13 protein-coding genes and 1 pseudogene are annotated in these 20614 nt (G+C 47.5%); 13 read left to right on the plus strand and 1 reads right to left on the minus strand.

Features of this window, described 5'->3' with window-relative positions; translation table 11 throughout:
- The first annotated feature begins 53 nt into the window (after positions 1 to 53).
- The 12 genes from citD (at position 54) to DWX26_RS15470 (ending at position 18229) form a co-directional block, all read left to right on the plus strand.
- Positions 54 to 353 (plus strand): citrate lyase acyl carrier protein, encoded by a 300-nt coding sequence (gene citD, locus DWX26_RS15415; protein WP_118595877.1) that lies wholly within the window; start codon positions 54 to 56, stop codon positions 351 to 353.
- Entirely contained in the window at positions 350 to 1249 is a 900-nt protein-coding gene (locus DWX26_RS15420; RefSeq protein WP_117804857.1) for an aldolase/citrate lyase family protein, read from the plus strand. Before citD ends, DWX26_RS15420 begins: the two co-directional genes overlap by 4 nt.
- 1 nt (position 1250) lies before the next feature.
- A complete protein-coding gene (gene citF, locus DWX26_RS15425; protein ID WP_117804856.1) occupies positions 1251 to 2843 on the plus strand; it encodes a citrate lyase subunit alpha in 1593 nt (530 codons plus the stop codon).
- A gap of 18 nt (positions 2844 to 2861) precedes the next feature.
- A complete protein-coding gene (gene citC, locus DWX26_RS15430; RefSeq protein WP_118601742.1) occupies positions 2862 to 3899 on the plus strand; it encodes a [citrate (pro-3S)-lyase] ligase in 1038 nt (345 codons plus the stop codon).
- Entirely contained in the window at positions 3883 to 5262 is a 1380-nt protein-coding gene (gene citX, locus DWX26_RS15435; protein WP_118601743.1) for a citrate lyase holo-[acyl-carrier protein] synthase, read from the plus strand. Before citC ends, citX begins: the two co-directional genes overlap by 17 nt.
- Before the next feature lie 228 nt (positions 5263 to 5490).
- Entirely contained in the window at positions 5491 to 9057 is a 3567-nt protein-coding gene (locus DWX26_RS15440; protein WP_118601744.1) for a PD-(D/E)XK nuclease family protein, read from the plus strand.
- A gap of 80 nt (positions 9058 to 9137) precedes the next feature.
- Complete coding sequence (addA, locus tag DWX26_RS15445; protein ID WP_118601747.1) at positions 9138 to 12833, plus strand: helicase-exonuclease AddAB subunit AddA; 3696 nt, start codon at positions 9138 to 9140, stop codon at positions 12831 to 12833.
- A gap of 107 nt (positions 12834 to 12940) precedes the next feature.
- The gene (locus tag DWX26_RS15450) at positions 12941 to 13642 is read left to right on the plus strand and encodes an ATP-binding protein (RefSeq protein ID WP_118601745.1); all 702 of its coding nucleotides are present in this window, start codon (positions 12941 to 12943) and stop codon (positions 13640 to 13642) included.
- A gap of 117 nt (positions 13643 to 13759) precedes the next feature.
- Entirely contained in the window at positions 13760 to 14326 is a 567-nt protein-coding gene (locus DWX26_RS15455; protein WP_118595882.1) for a hypothetical protein, read from the plus strand.
- 255 nt (positions 14327 to 14581) lie between these two features.
- A complete protein-coding gene (locus DWX26_RS15460; RefSeq protein WP_243030715.1) occupies positions 14582 to 15490 on the plus strand; it encodes an ROK family protein in 909 nt (302 codons plus the stop codon).
- A 68-nt stretch (positions 15491 to 15558) separates the two neighbouring features.
- Positions 15559 to 16275, plus strand: a complete 717-nt coding sequence (locus DWX26_RS15465) for a GntR family transcriptional regulator (RefSeq protein ID WP_055219308.1) — start codon at positions 15559 to 15561, stop codon at positions 16273 to 16275.
- Between the two features lie 145 nt (positions 16276 to 16420).
- The gene (locus DWX26_RS15470) at positions 16421 to 18229 is read left to right on the plus strand and encodes a class I mannose-6-phosphate isomerase (protein ID WP_118601749.1); all 1809 of its coding nucleotides are present in this window, start codon (positions 16421 to 16423) and stop codon (positions 18227 to 18229) included.
- Between the two features lie 137 nt (positions 18230 to 18366).
- Here the strand turns inward: DWX26_RS15470 and DWX26_RS15475 are convergent, their stop codons facing one another.
- Entirely contained in the window at positions 18367 to 19209 is an 843-nt protein-coding gene (locus DWX26_RS15475) for an AraC family transcriptional regulator (protein ID WP_158580617.1), read from the minus strand.
- 130 nt (positions 19210 to 19339) lie between these two features.
- On the opposite strand from DWX26_RS15475, the pseudogene DWX26_RS15480 reads away from it, so the two are divergent.
- Positions 19340 to 20614, plus strand: a pseudogene (locus DWX26_RS15480) (hypothetical protein); the annotation flags it as partial.

Genomic DNA, 20614 nt, shown 5'->3' on the forward strand with positions numbered 1-20614 from the left:
GAAATTTTTCTTAGTGCGGCAGCCCCCACGGGAAATACAGGGAGAAGAGGAAAATGCAGATAGAAAAAGCAGCTGTAGCCGGAACACTGGAATCCAGCGATTGTATGGTTACGGTAGAAGATGGGGATGGCAACATAGATCTGGTACTGGAAAGTACAGTGATTCATCAGTATGGAAATCAGATCCGTCATGTGGTTCTGGATACTCTGGAAAATCTGGGAGTTCAGAACGTAAAAATTAAGATTGTAGATAAAGGAGCTCTGGACTGCACCATCCGTGCAAGGGTGGAAGCTGCGGTATACCGTTCCGCCGGGCAGTCGGAGCAGCTGCCATGGGGAGGTGCGATCCGATGAGAGACGCAAAAAAACGATTACGTCGTACCATGATGTTTTTAAACGCACAGAAGCCGGGACTGATTAAAGATCCCTATATTTATGGAGCAGATTCTCTGATGTTGGATCTGGAAGATGCAGTGGCAGAAAATCAGAAGGACGCGGCCAGATTTTCCCTGTTTCATGCACTTCGCACGATTGATTATCATGGAGCGGAACGGATTGTACGTATCAATGGCCTGGACACACCTTTCTGGAAGGAAGATATCCGTTGCGCAGTAGCCGGTGGATGTGATGGCATCCGGATTCCGAAGACAGAGACAGCACAAGATGTAAAGATAGTGGAGCAGCAAATTTTAAAGGCAGAGAATGAGTTTGGCAGACCGGAGAACAGTACCTTAATTATGGCAGCGATAGAATCGGCAAGAGGTGTGGTGAAGGCGTTAGAAATTTGCGAGGCTTCGAAAAGGTTGTTTGGTATCGCACTGTCCGGTGGAGATTACACGAAAGATCTGCATACCCACATCACGGGAACCGGAATAGAACTGATGGGAGCAAGACAGCAGCTTGTCATCGCTGCACGGGCAGCAGGTGTACAGTGTTTTGATACCGTCTATACAGATTTGGAAAACGAAGAGGGCTTTCGGGAAGACGTCAATACGATTCACCTGATGGGCTTTGATGGGAAATCGATTATCAATCCAAGACAGATTCGTATTGTACATGAAATTTTTACGCCGAAAGAAAAAGAGATTATTTTTGCGGAAAAAGTAGTCCGTGAGATTGACAGCAAAAAGGCACAGGGAATCGGTGTGTTTACTGTAGACGGAAAGATGATTGATATTGCGTTTTATGATGGTGCAAAGCGAATCATCGAACTGGCCAAGGCTTCCGGTGTGTACGAGGGGGAACTGTAAAATGAAAAATGCAGTAGGGAGAGAAATTCCCGAGGAAATATTGAAGATAACAGGAAAAGAAGTATTTCACGGAGTGCATTATTATGATGGTTATGAATATCAGAAAGATGGTCCGAAAACCCGCTGCGTGGTGAATTCCGATGGCAGCAAACTGGTGAAAACAATTCATGAGGCACTGGTGAAATGCGAAATCCGGGATGGCATGACAATTGGATTTCATCATCATTTCCGGGATGGTGATCTGGTTGTAAATATGGTGATGGAAGAAATCCATAAAATGGGTATTAAAAATATTACCATTTGTGCCAGCTCTCTTGGGAAAGCGCATGCAGGACTGGTGCCGTACATGGAAGATGGAACGATTACGGGAATCCAGTCTTCCGGTGTGCGCGGTGAGATTGGAAAGGCGATTTCTGAGGGAAAACTGAAAGGGCTTGCAGTGATGCGCTCTCACGGCGGCAGAGTTCGGGCAATCGAAACAGGAGAAGTACACCTGGATATTGCATTTATCGGAGCACCGACGTGTGATGATTATGGAAACTGTCGTGGTATCGGTGGAAAGGCGGACTGCGGAGTGTTGTCCTATGCGATGGTAGATGCTGATTACGCAGACAGAGTCGTAGCAATTACGGACTGTCTGGTTCCGTTTCCTAATTTCCCGGCGCATATTTCCATGACAAAAGTAGACTATGTAGTAGTGGTAGATGCAATTGGAGATCCTAAGAAAATTGCAACAGGTGCAGCAAAACCGACGAAAGATATGAGAAAACTGATGATGGCGGATTACTGTACACGATTTGTAACGTCTACCCCGTACTTTAAAGATGGATTTTCCTATCAGACAGGTGTGGGAGGCGCGTCTATCGCTTCCACCATTTCGCTGGCAAAAATCATGAAGGAACGTGGAATCCGTATGCGTTTCGGTGTCGGAGGTCTGACAAAACCGATGTGTGATCTTCTGGATAACAATCAGGTTGATGTACTTCTGGATACGCAGGATTTTGATCTGGATGCGGTAGAATCAGTAAAAGATATCAGGCATTTCAGAATCAGTGCCGGTGAATATGCAGACCCTTTTAACAAGGGCGCAGTAGTCAACAAACTGGACTTTGTGATTCTGGCAGCACTGGAAGTTGATGTAAATTTCAATTGCAATGTTGTAGTAGGTTCCGATGGCGTTATAACAGGCGCGCAGGGAGGTCATCCGGATACGGCGGCAGGTGCAAAATGCACCATTGTACTGACTCCTTTATTACAGGGAAGAATTCCGGCAATCTGTACGGAAGTAACAACAGTGACAACACCGGGAGAATCTGTAGATGTAGTCATCACGGAATATGGAGTTGCAGTTAACCCACTGCGAAAAGATCTGCTGGAAGCGGTAAAAAACAGTGGACTTCCGCTGAAAACGATAGAAGAACTTCGGGATTTGGCTTACCGGATTGCAGGAGAACCGGAGAAAGTAGAATTTGGCGAACGTGTTGTAGGAATTATTGAAAGCAGAGATGGAACCATCATGGATGTAGTTCGTCAGATTAAACCATTCCGATTTAAAGAGGAAAAGAATATACTCCCGGAGCCAGTACATAAATAAGAGAAGGGAGGGCAGGCAGTGAGTGACTATATGGAAGAAACAGGGGATCCTTTTACCGGGAAAAAGAAAGAGGAACTCAAAAAATTTCTGGAATACATGGGACTTACTTATGATGAGCAGATTACACATTCCATCGTATTGCGAAAAGAGAAAGAAATCATAGCAACTGCTTCCTGCCAGAAAAATATCATAAAATGTGTTGCGGTATCAGAAGCGTATCAAGGACAGAATCTGCTGGCACATCTTATGACATCTCTGATTGAATATTTTTATGGAATGGGAATTTCTCATTTTTTTGGATTTACCAAGCCTCAGAACAAGGAACTGTTTTGTAGTATGGGAATGTATCCGGTGACACAGACAGAAAAAATTCTTCTTCTGGAAAATGACAAAAACGGACTTGAAAAATTCCTGAAACGATTAAAAAAAGAAACACAGGAACAACAGAAGTGCAAAGTGGAAAACAGGCATGAAAACGGTATTGGGGCAGTGGTTATGAATTGTAATCCCTTTACCAGGGGACATGAATACCTGATCCGGGAGGCGGCAAAAAAAAACAAATGGCTGCACATTTTTATCCTCTCAGAAGAACAGAGCTTTCTGACAACGAGAGAACGGTATCAGTTGGTAAAAGAAGGAATACAGGAAATTCCAAATGTGATTCTTCACCAGACCTCAGAATACATGATTTCGCCGGCTGTGTTTCCGATATATTTTATCAAAGAAAAAGCGAAAGCCTATGAGATGAATTGCCAGTTGGATATTCAGTTATTTGGAGAGCGTATTGCACCGGAACTTAATATAACGGATCGCTATGTAGGCAGTGAACCGGCCTGCGATGTGACACATACCTATAACCAGTGCTTACGGGAGCAGCTGCCGTGCTATCAGATCCGCTTTCATGAAATTCCCCGAAAAACATATGGAGACCAGATCATCAGTGCATCTGAGGTCAGAAAAAGATATGCGGAAAATCAATTAAAAAGCGTCTGCGGGATGATTCCGGAAAGTACCTGGCGCTATCTGGAAAGGAAAAAGAATGAAAACGGAAAATAAGGTTTCCTTAGAGCAGGTATTGTGGAGCCGAGAAAAAAGGGTGGCAACGCAGAAAGAGCTTCTTGAAAAATATCCGGGTACCTTAATCTGCTTTATGCTCAATATTCCGGGTCCGGAAAAGGTAAATGAACTTTTCGAAAAGGTCTTTTATGAAGGACTAGAAAAGATACAGAATAAGCTGGAAACGGAAAAAATTTCGACGGAAGTCCGGCTGGTACAAGAAAACATAACCGGATATGAAGGATATTTGGTTGTGAAAGCAGACGGCTGCCAGGTGAAAAAGCTTATGATTGCTTTGGAAGAGACGAAGATCGGGAGACTGTATGATATTGATGTATTGGAAAAAGAAAATACGAAAATCAGCAGAAAGGATCTTGGATTTCCGGAAAGAAAATGTCTGTTATGCGACAACCCGGCCTGCCAGTGTGGCAGAAGCAGAAAACATTCGATCGAAGAATTGAGAAAAAAGATCTATGGTATCATATGGGAAGAACAGCTGCAAAGAGGCGTAGCTGCTGAGATCAGTCAGGCACTGATGGAGGAAGTGTATACAACACCAAAACCAGGCTTAGTAGACCGGGAGGATACCGGTGCGCATACAGATATGAACTGTCAGACATTTCAAAAGAGTACAGAGGCGATCGCCGAAGATCTGGCGGCAATGTTTGAAGCCGGGTATTCCTGGGAGGCAGATCCGAAGACATTGTTTCCCCTTCTCAGAGAAAGAGGAAAAAAGACGGAAGAAAAAATGTTTGCTGCAACCGGAGGAGTCAATACGCACAAAGGAATCATTTTTACGATTGGCATTCTTGCAGCTGCAGCCGGAATTTCCCTGAGAAATTACGGAAAAATCGAGTCGGAGAATGTTTGCCGAATCAGTATGGAAATGACAAAAAAAGAGCTAGAACAAGATCTGAGGAAACTAAAACAAAGCTCGGGGATCACACATGGAGAAAAAATTTACTGTCATCTGGGCGAGAAAGGAGTCCGGGGACTGGCGATGAGCGGATATCCGATTCTGTGTGAACTTACGGTTCCTCATATGAAACAGTATATAGCAAATAACAGGGATCAAAATCAGATCAATGTACAGATTCTTCTTGAGATTATAGGAGAGCTTACGGACACAAATGTCATCAGCAGAACCAGTGAGAAAGAAATGCGATGGCTGCAAACAGAAGCAAGGGCAATTCTTAAGACAGGTGGTGCTTTTTGCGCGGAGGGTTTGCAAAAAGTGCGAGAACTGAATCAGATTTGTATCCGGAAAAATATGAGTCCGGGAGGAGCTGCGGATTTACTTGCGGCAACGATTTTTTTGTGCCGCATGGAAACCTTGATGGAACGTTTGAAAAGTATAACATAATAAAAATATATGACGCTGTCATTGATCTTAAAATGTACGGTCGCTCTTAATGCTGAATATTTTCAGCTGTTAAGAGCGGCCGTTTATGTTGGAAATATACGGCAGTATTGTCGGAAGAAAATGGTTACTGTTTGCCTGAAGGTTGATTGCATCAAAAAAAGGAGTCTGCTATACTGTAGCTATGTTTATTTTCTTGGCAGAAGTGGATCAGAACAGGAGGAGCGAAACATGAGTCTGCAGTTTATTATGGGAAATTCGGGAGCTGGAAAGTCGAGATATGCGTATCAGAAAATTCTGGCGGAAGCGATGCGCCACCCGGAGAAAACTTATCTGATCATTGTGCCGGAGCAGTTTACAATGCAGACGCAGAAAGAGCTTGTGTCACTGCATCCGGCGGGCGGTATTTTAAATGTTGATATCTTGAGCTTCCAGCGTCTGGCTTACCGTATTTTTGAGGAGACCGGAGGCAGTCTGTACCCGGTGCTCGAAGAAACGGGAAAGAGTCTTGTGGTAAAACGCGTTGCACAGGAGAAGAAAAAGGAGCTGACGATTCTTGGAAGTACGTTAAAGAGAACCGGCGCAGTTTCGCAGATGAAATCGTTGATTTCCGAGCTGAAGCAGTATCAGATTGCGCCGTCCGAGCTTGATACGTGGGCGGAGGAGACGGGAGAGAAAAAGCTGCTGGCAGCAAAGCTGAAGGACACCGGGGTAATCTACCGTGCATTTGAAGAATATCTGGAAAATCGCTACGTGACGGCGGAGGATGTGCTGGAAGTTCTGGCGGGAAAGCTGGAAGAATCATCACTCATTCGAAACAGTGAGGTACTGGTGGACGGATTTACCGGATTTACGCCAGTACAGATCGGTGTGCTTGGAAAACTGTTCCGGCTTTGTGAAAAGGTCTATGTGACGATTATTATGGATGAGCGGGAGGATCCGTATAAAAAGGCGATCCCGCACCAGCTCTTTGCGATGAGCCGCCAGCTGATTCAACAGCTTATGAAAGCGGCAGACGAAGCAGGGTGCCCAGTGGAGCCGGAAATCTGGGTCAGACGCTCGGGATATGGCCGTTTTCAGTCGGGAAGCATGATGGATCAGTTGGAACAGAACCTGTTTCGATATGGAATAAGAAGGATTGTCGGAACAGAGGCAGGAAAAAGAGCAGAGTCAAAAGCAGGGGCAGGAACAAATGGAAAGAACAAAAAAGAAATTGGGCCAAGCACGCTGGAAAATGCACAGAAAACGAAAAAGGAGCATTTGGAGTCCGGACAAAATCTGAAACAGCAGGGTATTTACATTAGTGTAGCGCCATCTCCACGTGCGGAGCTCGAGGAAACGGTGCGCCTGATCCGGCGCATGGTGCGTGAGGAGAAGATGCGGTACCAGGATTTTGCCGTTCTGACCGGAGATCTTTCTATTTATGGCACATATGCGCGGGAAATTTTTGAAAAATGCGGCATTCCGTACTTTGTGGACGAAAAGCATTCTGTGCTGATGAATCCGTTCGTGGAATTTCTGCGCGCGGCGATCGAGATGGTGGTACAGAGCTTTTCCTACGAGAGCGTCTTCCGTTATCTGCGTTGCGGTCTCTCGAGTCTGAACCGTGCGGAGACAGATGCGATGGAAAATTATGTACTCGCGCTTGGAATCCGCGGACTAAAAGCGTATGCGGAAACGTGGACGAGGGGGTATCGCAGCATCAAACCGGATGAAGTGCCGCAGCGCAATCTTCTTCGGGAAAAATTCTATGAGGAGGTTCAGCCGTTTGCGGAACAGATGAAGAAAAAAGATGCCACGGTGCGGGAACGGACGGAGGCATTGTATGCGCTTGTCGTTCAGAATCAGGTACAGGAAAAGCTCGAAGAGCGACGGTGTCAGTTTGAACAGCAGGGTCAGGAGGCATTTGCAAAAGAATACAGCCAGATTTATGGCATCGTTATGGAACTGCTAGACAAGATTGTCGAGGTGCTTGGCGATGAAAAAATGACGTTGGCAGAGTATCAGGAGATTCTGGAGGCTGGCTTTGCAGAGGCTTCTGTTGGCATTATTCCGCCGACCGCGGACCAGGTACTGATCGGTGACAATGAGAGATCACGTCTGAAGGATATCCGTGTGTTGTTTTTCGTCGGTGTGAACGACGGGCTGATTCCGCGTCACGACGCGGGAGGCGGTATTCTCTCGGAGTATGACCGCGAGGAGCTGGAGCGCGCGGATGCAAAACTCTCCCCGACGGCGCGGGAGACGATGTATCAGCAGAAATTCCATCTCTACCGAAATCTGACGAAGCCGTCGGAGCGGCTGTACCTTTCCTTTGCGAAAGCGGGCGCGTCCGGCGAGGCGCAGAATCCGTCGTATCTGATCAATGAAATCCGGAAACTCTTCCCGGAAATTCTGGTGCGGGATATCGAAAAAGAAGAAAATCCGGAGGAAAAACTGGAGATGCCGCGTTCCGGGGAGGCACTGTTTCTGGAGGAGCTTGGAAAGGCGGCAGAGGGCGAGATGAATCCGCTGTTTGAAGAGCTTTACCGCTGGTATGCGGCACATCCGGAGGCGGGGATTCCGGCGGAGACGTATCGGAAGGCTGCCTTTCTGCGCTGTGCGGACGGTGTGATCGGAAGGAGTGCGGCATCGGCGCTGTACGGGGATACCCTGAAAAACAGTGCGACACGGCTGGAAAAGTATGCGGCATGTGCGTTTGCCCACTTTATGGAGTTCGGACTCCAGATCCGCGATCGGGATCAGTATGAACTGAAAGCGGCAGATATGGGAACGGTCATGCATGAAGCGCTCGAAAAGTTTTCAAAAAAACTGCAGGAAAATGGCGAGACATGGAAGACTGTCGGGGATGATACCCGTGACCGCCTGATCGAGGAGTGCGTCGAGGAGACGATGGCAGATTACGGAAACACGATTTTCCAGAGCTCAAGCCGGAATCAGTATCGCATCATCCGCGTAAAGCGGATTCTGAAACGGACGGTGTGGGCGCTGCAGCAGCAGATTCGGCAGGGAGAATTTGAGCCGGGAGAGTTTGAGGTTTCCTTTTCCATGGAGGATTCACTGTCGGCGATCAACATTGATCTGTCGGAGCATGAGAAGATGCGCCTGCGCGGACGGATTGACCGCGTGGATCTCTGTGAGACGGACGATAAGGTCTATGTGAAAATTATCGATTACAAGACGGGAAATACATCGCTTGACCTGGTGGCGCTCTATTATGGGTTACAGCTGCAGCTGGCAGTTTATCTGGATGCGGCGGTGGAGCTGGAGCAGAAAAAGCATCCGGGTAAGCTGGTGGAGCCTGCGGGGGTATTTTATTATCATATTGATGATCCGATCCTCGATCAGGAAGAAGATGAGACCGATGAGGCGTGGGGCAGACGGATGCTGAAAGCGCTGCGGATGGATGGCCTTGTAAATGCAGATCGGAAGGTGGTGGAGCTTCTCGACCGTGTACTCGAGGACGGAACGACGTCGGATGTGATTCCGGTTGGAAAGAAGAAGGATGGTAGCTATACGAGTTATTCGAAAGTGGCATCGTCGGAGCAGTTTGATGTGATTCGGACATACACCAGAAAGAAGGTACGTGAGATCGGCGAGGGCATTTTCTCGGGAAATGTAAAAATTTCGCCATTTCAGCGGGATGGAGCAACGGCATGCGCATATTGCGAATATCAGGGAATCTGCGGATTCGATCAGAAAATTCAGGGATATGAATACCGTAAATTAAAGGGCATGGATACAGAACTGCTGATGAAGGCAATGCAGGAGACAGCACAAAGAGATCAAAAAGAGTGACTGCTTTTGAAAAAGTGAAATATGGTGCATTTTTTCCAAGTGAGGGAAAGAAAATCAGCCAGAAAGAAGAGGGAAAGAACATGGCAGTAAAATGGACAGCGGAACAGCAGAAAGTCATTGATGCGAGAGACCGGAATCTTCTGGTCAGCGCGGCGGCGGGTTCCGGAAAGACGGCGGTTCTGGTAGAGCGGATCCTTGCAATGGTGAAAGACCCTGTGCATCCAATCGACATTGACCAGCTTCTTGTCGTAACCTTTACGCGTGCGGCGGCAGGAGAAATGAAAGAGAGAATCGGCCGCGCTCTGCAGCAGAGCCTTGCGGAAAACCCGGAAAATGAGCATTTACAGCGGCAGCAGACCCTGCTTCACCATGCGCAGATCAGCACGATTCACGGATTCTGTTCGTACGTGATCAAAAATTACTTTCAGATGATCGATCTCGATCCGGTGTACCGCATGGCGGATGAAGGGGAGATCCGTCTGATGAAAAGCGATGTGATCCAGAAGGTCATGGAAGAACGCTTTACGGAAAAGGATCCCGCATTTACACGGTTTGTGGAGAGCTACGCGGCGGGAAAACAGGATGACGGACTCGACGCGCTCGTGCTGAAGCTGTATGAATTTTCCATGAGTTATCCGTGGCCGGAGCAGTGGCTCGAAGAGTGCCGGGCGGCGTACCAGATGGATTCACCGGAAGTAGTGCAGGAGAGTATCTGGGTACAGGAGCTGATGAGCGAGGCGAAAAAGCGGCTCTCGAGTATTCTGGAAGGGATTCAGGAAAACCGGAAAACAGCAGTAAGCTCTGGAGGACCGTATTTATATGATGAGGCGCTGGCTTCTGACCAGCAGATGGTGGAAAAACTGCTGGAAACAGAATCGTTTGATGAACTGGTGCGCGCGATGGCCGGAATGAAGTTTAAAGCACTTTCGCGGAAAAAGGCAGACGATGTGAGTGAAACGCTGAAAGATCAGGTAAAGGCGGAGCGCGATGCATGCAAAAAGGAGCTGCAGAAGTTAAAAGAGCAGTTCTTTGAGAAGGACAGCGCTGCGATTGCGGAGGAGATTGCCGACTGCCGGGAGCCCATCGGGGTGCTGATTGATCTGACGGAGCAGTTTGCAAAAGCGTTTGCGGAGAAAAAACGGAGCAAAAATATTCTCGATTATGCCGATCTGGAACACTTTGCGCTTGAAATTCTCGTGCAGCAAAAAGACGGCTGCCTGGTGCGGACCGATGCGGCGCGGGAGCTTTCGGAACAGTTCCGCGAAATTATGATCGATGAGTATCAGGACAGCAACTTTATCCAGGAGGCACTGCTCTATGCAGTGTCCGGCGAGGAGGAAGGCAGATGGAACCGGTTTATGGTTGGCGATATCAAGCAGAGCATCTACGGATTCCGCCTGGCGCGGCCGGAGCTGTTTCTGGAAAAATATCATACGTATGCGAAGGACGGGGAAAGCCAGCAGAGAATCGATCTCGACAAAAACTTCCGAAGCCGGCCGGAGGTGCTTGCGACGGCGAATTATGTATTCCGCAAGCTGATGAGTCCGGAACTCGGCGGCATCGCGTACGATGAGGCGGCGAGCCTCCATGCGGGAGCAGCGTTTCCTGCATTGCCGGAAATGGAAGAGGAAAAGACGGAAACGTGGCATGCGGCATATGAAACAGAACTTCTTCTGCTGGATGACAAGGCGCCCGAGCTGGAAGATGATAAGTCGCGTGAGACAAAGATGGAAACGGAGGCGGCTGCCGTTGCCGCGCGCATCCGCGAGATGGTCGGAAATGAGGAAGTCGTGGGCAAAGAGACCGGGGAATACCGGAAAATTCAGTACCGCGATATCGTAATTCTGCTTCGTGCGGTCAGCGGATGGGCGGAGACGTTTTCGCGCGTACTGCAGGCGGCGGGAATTCCGGCGTACAGCACATCAAAAACGGGATACTTTTCCACGCAGGAAATCGTGACGGTGCTGAATTACCTGCATCTGTGTGACAATCCATGCCAGGAGATTCCATTTACGGCAATCTTACGCTCGCCGATCTGCGGATGCACTGATGCAGAGCTTGCTGCGGTGCGTTGTGTGGATAAAGACGTAAAAATTTATGAGGCGTGTGGAAAATATGCGGCAGAAGGGGAAGATGAGGCGCTTCGGAAGAAGCTTGGAAGTTTTCTGGAGCAGCTGGAAATGCTGCGAAGCCGCGTGCCGTATACGCCGATCCATGAGCTGATCACACAGATTCTCGAGGAGACGGGCTACGGCGGCTATGCATCCGCGATGCCGGGCGGCGTACAGCGGCGGGCAAATCTGGAGATGCTGGTGGAAAAGGCGGTGGAATTTGAGGCGACGAGTTACCGTGGACTGTTCAACTTTATCCGTTATATCGAGCAGCTTCAGAAGTATGAAGTCGATTTCGGCGAGGTGAATATTTACGGGGAGAGCGCAGACACGGTGCGTATCATGAGTATTCACAAGAGTAAAGGACTGGAATTCCCGGTTGTGTTCCTCTCGGGCATGGGCAAATCGTTTAACCAGATGGACAGCCGTGCGGCGCTTGTACTCCATTCCCGGATGGGCATCGGCGCGGATGCGATCGATCCGGAGCACCGCGTCCGTCAGGCGACACTGCCGCGGCAGATCATCCGGCAGAGCATGAAGCTGGAAAATCTGGCGGAGGAGCTGCGGGTGCTTTACGTTGCCATGACGCGACCGAAGGAGAAGCTGATTATGACGGGCATGGCGTCGAAGCTGGAGAGCCGCGTGAAGCAGTGCGCGGCGCATGCGGGGCGGCAGGAGGAGCTGCTGTCGTATCAGACATTGAGCAGTGCATCCGGGTATCTCGACTGGATTTTGCCGGCATTTTCGAGAAACCGGTGTTTCGACGGGCTGTATGAACAATTCGGTCTGGCAGGGAATGTGGACAATCCGCTGTATGCAGAGAAAATTCCGGTAACGATCCGCCTTGTATCACCGGCAGGACTTGTTGAGGGAGAGGTGCTGCATCAGATGGAGCGCGCGGTGAATGAGCAGAAAATCATGGAAATTCCGAAGCAGCCGCCGAGAGAAGCAGCGCTGAAGGAACTTGTGGAGGAGCGGTTTGCCTACCAGTATCCGTATGAGAAGGAAAAACAGATTCCGGTAAAGGTTACCGTTTCACAGCTGAAGAAGGCCGGGATGGAGGAATCCGAAATCGGAAAAGAGCTGTTTGCGCAGGAAGAACTCGTACCAATTGTGCCGGGCTTTCTGAAAAAGGATCATGTTGCGGCTCTGACGGGCTCTGACCGCGGAACGGCGTACCACCGCCTGCTGGAATGTCTCGATTACCGCAGAGCGTACAGCATCACAGAGCTGATGGCACAGACGGAGGAATTGATTGCAGAAGGAAAGATGACGAAAGAAGCAGCGGAATGCATTTATTTCAAATCGATCCTCGCTTTCGCAAAAAGTCCGGTTGGAATGCGGATGCGGAATGCCTTTTTGAATGAAACCCTGAAACGGGAGCAGCCGTTTGTGATGTCCGTTCCGGCAAGTGAGGCAGATCCGTCCTATCCGGAAGACGAAACCATTCTCGTGCAGGGAATCATTGACGCATGGTTCCCGGAGGGGGATGAGATTGTTCTTGTGGACTACAAAACGGACCGTGTGAAAGAAGTCGGGGAGCTGAAAAAGCGGTATGAAAAACAGCTCGCCTACTACCAGCAGGCACTGGAGCGGACGACAGGAAAAAAGGTGAAAGAGAAGATTATTTATTCGCTGGCTTTGGACGAAGAGTTGGTATTGTAGGAAAAAACTACTAAAAAAAACAACTGTCAAAACAGGGATAAAGTATGATATCATGGTTGAGAAACAAACAGGTATTGAGAAACAAAGAGAAAAAAGGAGATTCAGTGATGATTCGAAAAATTGTTCAGATAGAGGAAGACAGATGTACAGGATGCGGGCTTTGTGCGCATGCCTGTCATGAAAGTGCGATTGCGATGGTTGACGGGAAGGCAAAGCTGATCCGGGATGACTACTGCGACGGATTCGGCGACTGCCTGCCGGTTTGTCCGGCAGATGCGATTTCGTTTGTGGAGCGGGAGGCGCTGCCGTACGATGAGGAGGCGGTAAAAGAGAACCAGCGGAAGGCAAAAGAGGCGGCCGGGCAGGAGAATACTGGAGCAGGAAAAGCAGGTGAAAACAGCTGGGCGATTAACCGTGCAGATGCGCAGGAAAATTCTGCAGCAGTTCCGTCCCGGCTCCGCCAGTGGCCGGTGCAGATCAAGCTGGTGCAGGAGCGGGCTTCGATGTTTGCAGGAGCAGACCTTCTCGTTGCGGCGGATTGTACAGCGTATGCGTATGGAAACTTCCACCAGGATTTCATTCGGGATCATGTCGTTCTCGTAGGCTGTACAAAACTTGACGATGTCGATTATTCCGAGAAACTTGCGCGGATTTTCATGCGGAATGATATTAAGAGTATCACGGTTGCACGCATGGAGGTTCCGTGCTGCGCAGGAATGGAGCGTGCCGTGAAGATGGCGCTGAAAGAGAGTGGAAAGAAGATTCCGGTGAAAACCGTGGTGATTTCTACGGAGGGGGAAATTTTGTAGAAAATCAGATATAGTAATTAGCGTGTGCCCTTAAAAGTATTTTTACAATTGGTACATTCTGCTTTGTGGAATATGTAAGACGAAAAAATGAAAAGCTCGGTAAGAGGTATTAGAAAAATGAGTATGACGAAGATACAAGAGGAGCTTCTTGGTGCGCTGATCGGTCTGGCCCGGTCGGTAGATGGAAGAGGAGAAGCAGCAAAAGGTGAATCGCAGGAGTTTTCCAGCGGTGACAGCAATGGTCACCGCCCGGACAAAGCCACGCATGAGATTCTGCTTGGCGGAATTTGTGCGGCAAATCCGGAAAAAGAGCTGAGGGAAGAAGAGGGGAAATCCTGGATTGTACGCGTGGAGGCAGAAAAGAACCGTCTGAATCCGGATTGCGCAGTGTGCAAGGGAAAATGCGGCAGAACAGATAACTATGATCTCGAAGAAATGGAGACAGATGAACCGTCGGACCGGGCACGAAAAGAGCAGATTCTTGCGGAATTGTTTCCGATGGCAGAAAAACTGCAGCAGCTTCGGAAAGAAACAAAAGAGCAAAACGAAGAATTGCAGGGGGCGGTTAATTTTTTGTATAAGGCATTGTTTGCGATTGGAAACTATGTCGGGGAAAAGAGTCTGCAGAGTGTGGTGCAGGAGATGAATAACCTTTTTGTTAAATTGGAAAATGTATTGAAATAAGTAGAAAATAAGAAAAATCCTCTGTCCGGAGTGTATAAAAAACCCCGGAAACAGGGGATTTTTTGCGTTCTGCGCCAAGTGCATAAAACGTATTATCGCGTTTTCACAAAGTTTTGCAAAAGCAGACAAAATTGCAGACAGGCGCTTGCAACAGAAAAATGAATAGGTTATAACATTATAACAAGGTGGCAGGAGAACCAATACAAAGAAATGAGATTCTAGTGGCATATAAACAGAAAAAATACAGGGGAAAAGATGAAAAGGGACGGAAGCGGGATGGAGCAGAAAAAGTATATCCTTCTGGATGTTGGCGGAACGGAAATCAAAGGAAGTGTGTCGGACAGAAATGGAGTAAGAACGAAAATCCGGAAATTTCCAGCACAGGCGCAGAAGAGCACAGAGAAGATTCTGGACAATTTTGCAAAGATCTGCCGGGAACTGATGATAGAAGCAGACGGAAGTGTTGTCGGAGTCGGGATGGCGATTCCGGGTCCGTTTGATTATGAAAATGGAATCAGCCGGATGCAGGGACTGAATAAGTACGATGCCATTTACGGGATTCCACTGGAAAGAGAAATCAAGGCGCGCGTGCCGGAACTTGGATCAGCACGATTTTTGTTTTTACATGACATTGAAGCATTTGCACTGGGAGAAAGCTGGTACGGAAACTGTCGTGATGTAGATAAAATTCTGTGCGTCTGCATCGGAACCGGCGCCGGATCTGCTTTTGTAGAAAACGGCAAAACAGTGAAAACGGGAAAAGGTGTGCCGGAAAATGGATGGATTTATCAACAGCCGTTTGGAGATTCCATTTTGGACGATTATCTTTCTGTGCGCGGGCTGGAGCAGATTAGCCTGGCTGTGACAGGAAAAGTGTGGAGTGGAAAAGAATTGTATGGTCTGGTAAAAGCGGGAAACATGGAGGCAGAAGAAGTCTGGAGAAGATTTGGAGCAGATGTGGCGGCTGGCCTTCTTCCTGTGCTGGAGGAATATCAGCCGGATCTGCTGCTTCTGGGCGGACAGATTGCAAAAAGTTTTTCCTGGTTTGGAAAAGAACTGGAAAGAGAGTGCGAGAAAAGAAAGATTCGGATTCAGATAGAAACGGAAACATCCGGCCGTGCCATGGAAGGCCTGTTGTCACAGTTTCCTGAAAAAACACAATAGAGCAAAAATATTTTCAGAAACAAAAATACAATGCTATGGAGAGAAAAGAAGAAGGAGAAACTGCAAAAATGGATAGAAATCCGGGAGCACCGCCGCTGTATGCGCAGCTGGAACAGATTCTGAAACAGCAGATCGAATGCGGCACGTACAAAAAAGGAGATTTTCTGCCAACAGAAAAAGAGCTGATGGAAAAGTACGAGCTTTCGCGTGTGACAGTACGCCAGGCGATGACGAATCTGGTACAGAGCGGTTACGCCCGTGCACGGCGCGGCATCGGAACAGATGTTGTCTACGAGAAAGTCGAAGAGCAGATGGAAGGTGTCATCAGCTTCACGGAAGAAATGAAAAAGCATCATATCGAAATGCAGACAACATACTGCAAGATGGAACTGATCAGTCCCGGGGAAACGGTAGCAAGAAGTCTGCAGATTCCATTGACGGAGCCATGTTATTGCCTGAAACGTGTGAGGAATGCTGTGGGAAAACCCATGGTCTATACCATTACGTATCTGAAAAAAATCTGCGAACTGCCAACAGAGCCGGAGCCATACATGGAATCGCTGTATCAGTATCTGTGGGAGGAGCATGGAATCTATATTGAATCCGGCCGGGATACGCTTGAGGCGGCACTTCCATCGGAAGAGGTGCAGAAAGCACTGAAAATTGATGCGCAGATGCCTATTTTTATCCGGACACGGCAGACATTTCGGAAGGGCGGCGAGGTTTTTGAATATTCGATCTGCTATTATCCGGGAAATCGTTATAAGTACACGGTGGAACTGTAAACATATGACATGTAAAAAAACGAAACCGGACAGAAGTGCGAAATCCGCCAGATGCGAAAGCGTTGAAACAAAGATGATAGGTCTGATCGGCGCAGGAAACAACCCAATGGATGGAAGAAAAATTAAGAAAAGGAAAAGAATCCAAATGAATTTAAAAAAGAAATATGGAAACTACGAATTACATCCGCAAATGAAGATCACAGGATACGAAAATGAAATCTGGGATGAAAAAAAGGAGATCATCGAAGAATTAAAACTGGCGGTTCAGGAAAAACAGAAAGAAAAGAAAGAAAAGAAAGAAAAGAAAGAAAAGAAAACCTGTATTCTTTCCTTTGATCTGTACCCGGGTGTACGAAAAGAAGAAATAATGGAACTGACCAATGCGCTGCAGCCGGACCGGATTTTTGATATCGAAGACTGTGCCAAAGACGAAGAAACGCTGTTAAGAGAATTTAACGATTACATCACCGATGACCGTGTTTTCGGCATTATGTGTCATAAAACCATAGACACCTGGTTTGAGAGCGAAAAGCTGGAAACCATGAAAAAAGCAATTGAGACAGAATGTGCGGAAGAAAAAGATACAAACGGTGGTCTGATCGTGATCGTTGGTACAGCGACAGAGCTTCTGGCCGAAGCAGATGTTCTTGTTTACTGTGATCTGACCCGCTGGGAAGTTCAGCTCCGCTACCGGAGCGGCATGCCAAACTGGCACAGTACCAATTATAATGATCCGATCCTGACGAAATATAAACGGGGATTTTTCATTGAATGGCGTCTGGCGGATCGCTATAAAAAAGAGCGGTATGAAAAATTCACGTATCTTCTGGATACGGAGAAAGAAAATGCACCGGTTCTTACAACGGGAAATGCCTTCCGAGGCGCACTGCAGCAGCTTGCCAGACAGCCATTTCGTATGGAGCCGTATTTCGACCCTGGCGTATGGGGCGGTCAGTGGATGAAGGAAAACTTTGGTCTGGATGCATTGAAGGAAAATTTCGCGTGGAGCTTTGACGGAGTTCCGGAGGAAAACAGCCTGAATCTGGAAATCGGCGGAAAAGTCTTAAAAGTACCGGCACAGGATCTTGTCTTCTATGCGCCGCATGAACTGCTGGGTGAAAGAGTCCACGGCCGGTTCGGCGCAGAATTCCCGATCCGTTTTGACCTGCTGGATACGATGGGCGGCCAGAACCTTTCCCTGCAGGTACATCCGCTGACCGAATATATCTATGAAAAATTCGGCATGCCATATACGCAGGATGAGAGCTACTATCTTCTGGATGCCGATGAAGACGAGGAAACGTATGTATACCTCGGCCTCAAAGAAGGCGTGGATAAAAAAGAGATGGAGCGGGAACTCCGTGCAGCAGAAAAAGGAGAAGAACTTTTCCCTGCGGAAAAATATGTCAACAAAATCCCGGCCAAAAAACACGATCATGTGCTGATCCCGGCAGGAACGGTGCACTGCTCAGGAAAAAACACGATGGTGCTGGAGATCAGTGCGACACCGTATATCTTTACCTTCAAACTCTGGGACTGGGGCCGCCTTGGCATGGATGGACTGCCGCGTCCGATCCACCTCGACCACGGTATGAAAAATATCCAGTGGAACCGCGATACCAAATGGGTGTACGACAATATCGTCGGCCAGCAGAAAACACTGGAAAAAACAGAAAACTGTGAAGTGGAGCGCACCGGACTGCACAGCCGCGAATTTATCGATACGATGCGCTACACACTTTCGGAAGTGTACACCGTTTCCATGGATGACACCGTTCACGTCATGAACCTGGTGGATGGACGCAGTGCTACGATTGAGAGCGTGGATGGAAGCTTTGCACCGTTTACGGTACATTACGCAGAAACCGCCATTGTTCCGGCAGCGGTCGGAACGTATCGGATTGTACCGAAAAAAGGCGAGACGATTAAAATGCTGGTAGCATCAGTGCGATAAGGGAAAAGTGATAAAAACTTATGGTAGCTGCATGGAAAAAAGAACGTAGAATTTTATATATTTCAGGAAGAATAATGTATGTTATTGGAGATTCTCCTGTGCTAAACTCTTTTTGCACAGGAGAACAGAAGAATATTTTAAGAATCCAAACAAGAGCACAGATATAAACGGCGGTAGGAAGATGGCGCCATGCCGGTTTGCTTTTTGAAAAAATTTGAAAAATAAAACTGGTTATCAAAACCGAGTGTATCTGCAATCTTGGAAATGGGCAGATCTGTAGAAGTTAAAAGCAGCGTTGCAGTTTCCACTTTTTTCTGCAGAATAAACTGTCCAGGAGAAATTCCCATGTGGGTCTGAAATAGTTTTGTAAAGTAACTGGAATGGTAGCCGGCCACTTCTGCCATCTGTTGTACGGTAATCTGCTCATGCAGATGTGTTTCAACATAGGCAATTGCACTGGAAAGTGGAGAATCAAAGGATTGTGGAATGAAAGAGACACTTCCAGGCGGGCAGCATTCAAAATAATAGCAGAGCAGATGAAAGACAGCCTGTTTGGCCTTCAAAGCGGAAGAAATATCCGTCTGCTTACAGGATTGAATAATGTCCTGAAAAATTCGCTGTGCTTTTTGCGGGTCTTTAGCATCAACACAAAGAGGAAACTGAACCAGCTGAAAGAGGTCCGTTTGCTGACAGGTAATCTGAAAATGGCAAAAATAGGTGCGATAGGGATTTTGAACATTTGTAAAAAAAGATTGATGCGTACAGGCTGGGAGCAGATATAACTGACCTGCGTGAGGATGCAATACTGTCTGGTCGACCTGAACTGTGCCTTCCCCCTGTATTACCAGCTGAAAGCTGGAAAAAGGAGGACGAGAGGAATCGCATTTCCAGGATTCATCGCAAATAATCAGATTAGCACGTTCGAGAATGACAGTTGCCTCCCGGAGGCGATTTTTAATAAGTAATTCGTTTTCATTCATAAGTCGTTTCCACCTATACATTCTTCTGTGAATATAATAATTTTAAAAATAAATCATTGATAAATGAATGATATGGCATTACTGCAAGAACAATTGTTAGCATTCTAGCATAAAAAGGAGAAAATAGCAAATGACACACAAAATCAGAGAAGTCTACATCGTACATCATTCCCACACTGACGTGGGTTACACCGATCTGCAGGAGCAGGTTATCTACAATCAGGCAAACAACATCCGCAGGGCGGTCGAACTGATTGAAAATGGAATCAAAAACAACACAACCCAGAAAGATCTGAAATGGAACTGTGAGACATGGTACTGCGTGGAGCAGTTTTTCAAAATGGCAACGGAGGAAGAAAAAGAAAAGTTTTTCGATCTTGTAAAAAAAGGGAACATCGGTCTGTCTGCCAATTATCTGAACTTTAATGATCTTGCCGACTGCAAATATCTGAAAGAAAAAATCCATACGATGCAGGAAATCTGCGGCGAAAAAGGAATCCAGATCAAAACAGCCATGATTGCAGATATTAATGGTATCTCCATGGGACAGCGCGATGCCCTGATCGAAAACGGAGTAGAATTTTTGTATACCAATATCCATACCCATCACGGCATGTATCCGCTGTATCAGAACCAGAAACCGTATTTCTGGGAAAATGAGAACGGACAGCGTCTGCTGGTATGGAATGGTGAGCATTATAACCTGGGAAATGCCCTCGGCATTGTTCTGAACAAAAATGTTAATTTTATGACGGAAAACTACTTCGGCAAAAAGAATGGTGATGTGACAGGACTTCTGGAAAATCTGCACACGAATCTGGCTGCGAGCATAAAGGAATATGAAGAAAACGGTTATCCGTACGATTTCTATATCACCAGTGTTTCCGGCGTTTTTTCGGATAATGCGCCGATCAACCCGGCCATTGCAGATACGGTTGCGCTGTTTAATGAAAAATATGGCGAAGAAGTCACCAGGCATATGGTGACGCTTCAGGAATTGTATGACAAGATCCGGGATAAAGTGCAGGATGCACCGGTGTATCGAGGTGCCATCAATGACTGGTGGGGCAATGGCGTTGGAAGTACACCATATGCGGTGAAACATTACAAAGAGGCCGTACGACTGAACCATATCTGCGACCGACTGGAAGAAAAAACAGGGGTACATAACGAAGAACTGATTCAGGCATATGGCGATAATTCTCTTTTATATGCAGAGCACACCTGGGGTCATTCTGCTACGGTAACGAATCCGTACGATACCATGGTGACAAATCTGGATATGCGGAAAAACAGTTATGCATCCAAAGCACATGAGGCAGCAGCGATGCGTAAAAATGAGCAGTGCCATAAACTGTTTTATCCCCAATTAGGTGTAAAACTCTGCTCGATGGCGGGCGGCGGC

Origin of the sequence: Blautia sp. AF19-1 (assembly GCF_003479155.1) — a bacterium.
Lineage (GTDB): Bacteria > Bacillota > Clostridia > Lachnospirales > Lachnospiraceae > Fusicatenibacter > Fusicatenibacter saccharivorans.

Excerpts from the sequence above, each read along its gene's own strand:
- citD (WP_118595877.1), top strand. The coding sequence starts at position 54 with ATGCAGATAGAAAAAGCAGCTGTAGCCGGAACACTGGAATCCAGCGAT.
- DWX26_RS15420 (WP_117804857.1), top strand. The coding sequence starts at position 350 with ATGAGAGACGCAAAAAAACGATTACGTCGTACCATGATGTTTTTAAAC.
- citF (WP_117804856.1), top strand. The coding sequence starts at position 1,251 with ATGAAAAATGCAGTAGGGAGAGAAATTCCCGAGGAAATATTGAAGATA.
- citX (WP_118601743.1), top strand. The coding sequence starts at position 3,883 with ATGAAAACGGAAAATAAGGTTTCCTTAGAGCAGGTATTGTGGAGCCGA.
- DWX26_RS15440 (WP_118601744.1), top strand. The coding sequence starts at position 5,491 with ATGAGTCTGCAGTTTATTATGGGAAATTCGGGAGCTGGAAAGTCGAGA.
- addA (WP_118601747.1), top strand. The coding sequence starts at position 9,138 with ATGGCAGTAAAATGGACAGCGGAACAGCAGAAAGTCATTGATGCGAGA.
- DWX26_RS15450 (WP_118601745.1), top strand. The coding sequence starts at position 12,941 with ATGATTCGAAAAATTGTTCAGATAGAGGAAGACAGATGTACAGGATGC.
- DWX26_RS15455 (WP_118595882.1), top strand. The coding sequence starts at position 13,760 with ATGAGTATGACGAAGATACAAGAGGAGCTTCTTGGTGCGCTGATCGGT.
- DWX26_RS15460 (WP_243030715.1), top strand. The coding sequence starts at position 14,582 with ATGAAAAGGGACGGAAGCGGGATGGAGCAGAAAAAGTATATCCTTCTG.
- DWX26_RS15465 (WP_055219308.1), top strand. The coding sequence starts at position 15,559 with ATGGATAGAAATCCGGGAGCACCGCCGCTGTATGCGCAGCTGGAACAG.
- DWX26_RS15470 (WP_118601749.1), top strand. The coding sequence starts at position 16,421 with ATGAATTTAAAAAAGAAATATGGAAACTACGAATTACATCCGCAAATG.
- DWX26_RS15475 (WP_158580617.1), bottom strand. The coding sequence starts at position 19,209 with ATGAATGAAAACGAATTACTTATTAAAAATCGCCTCCGGGAGGCAACT.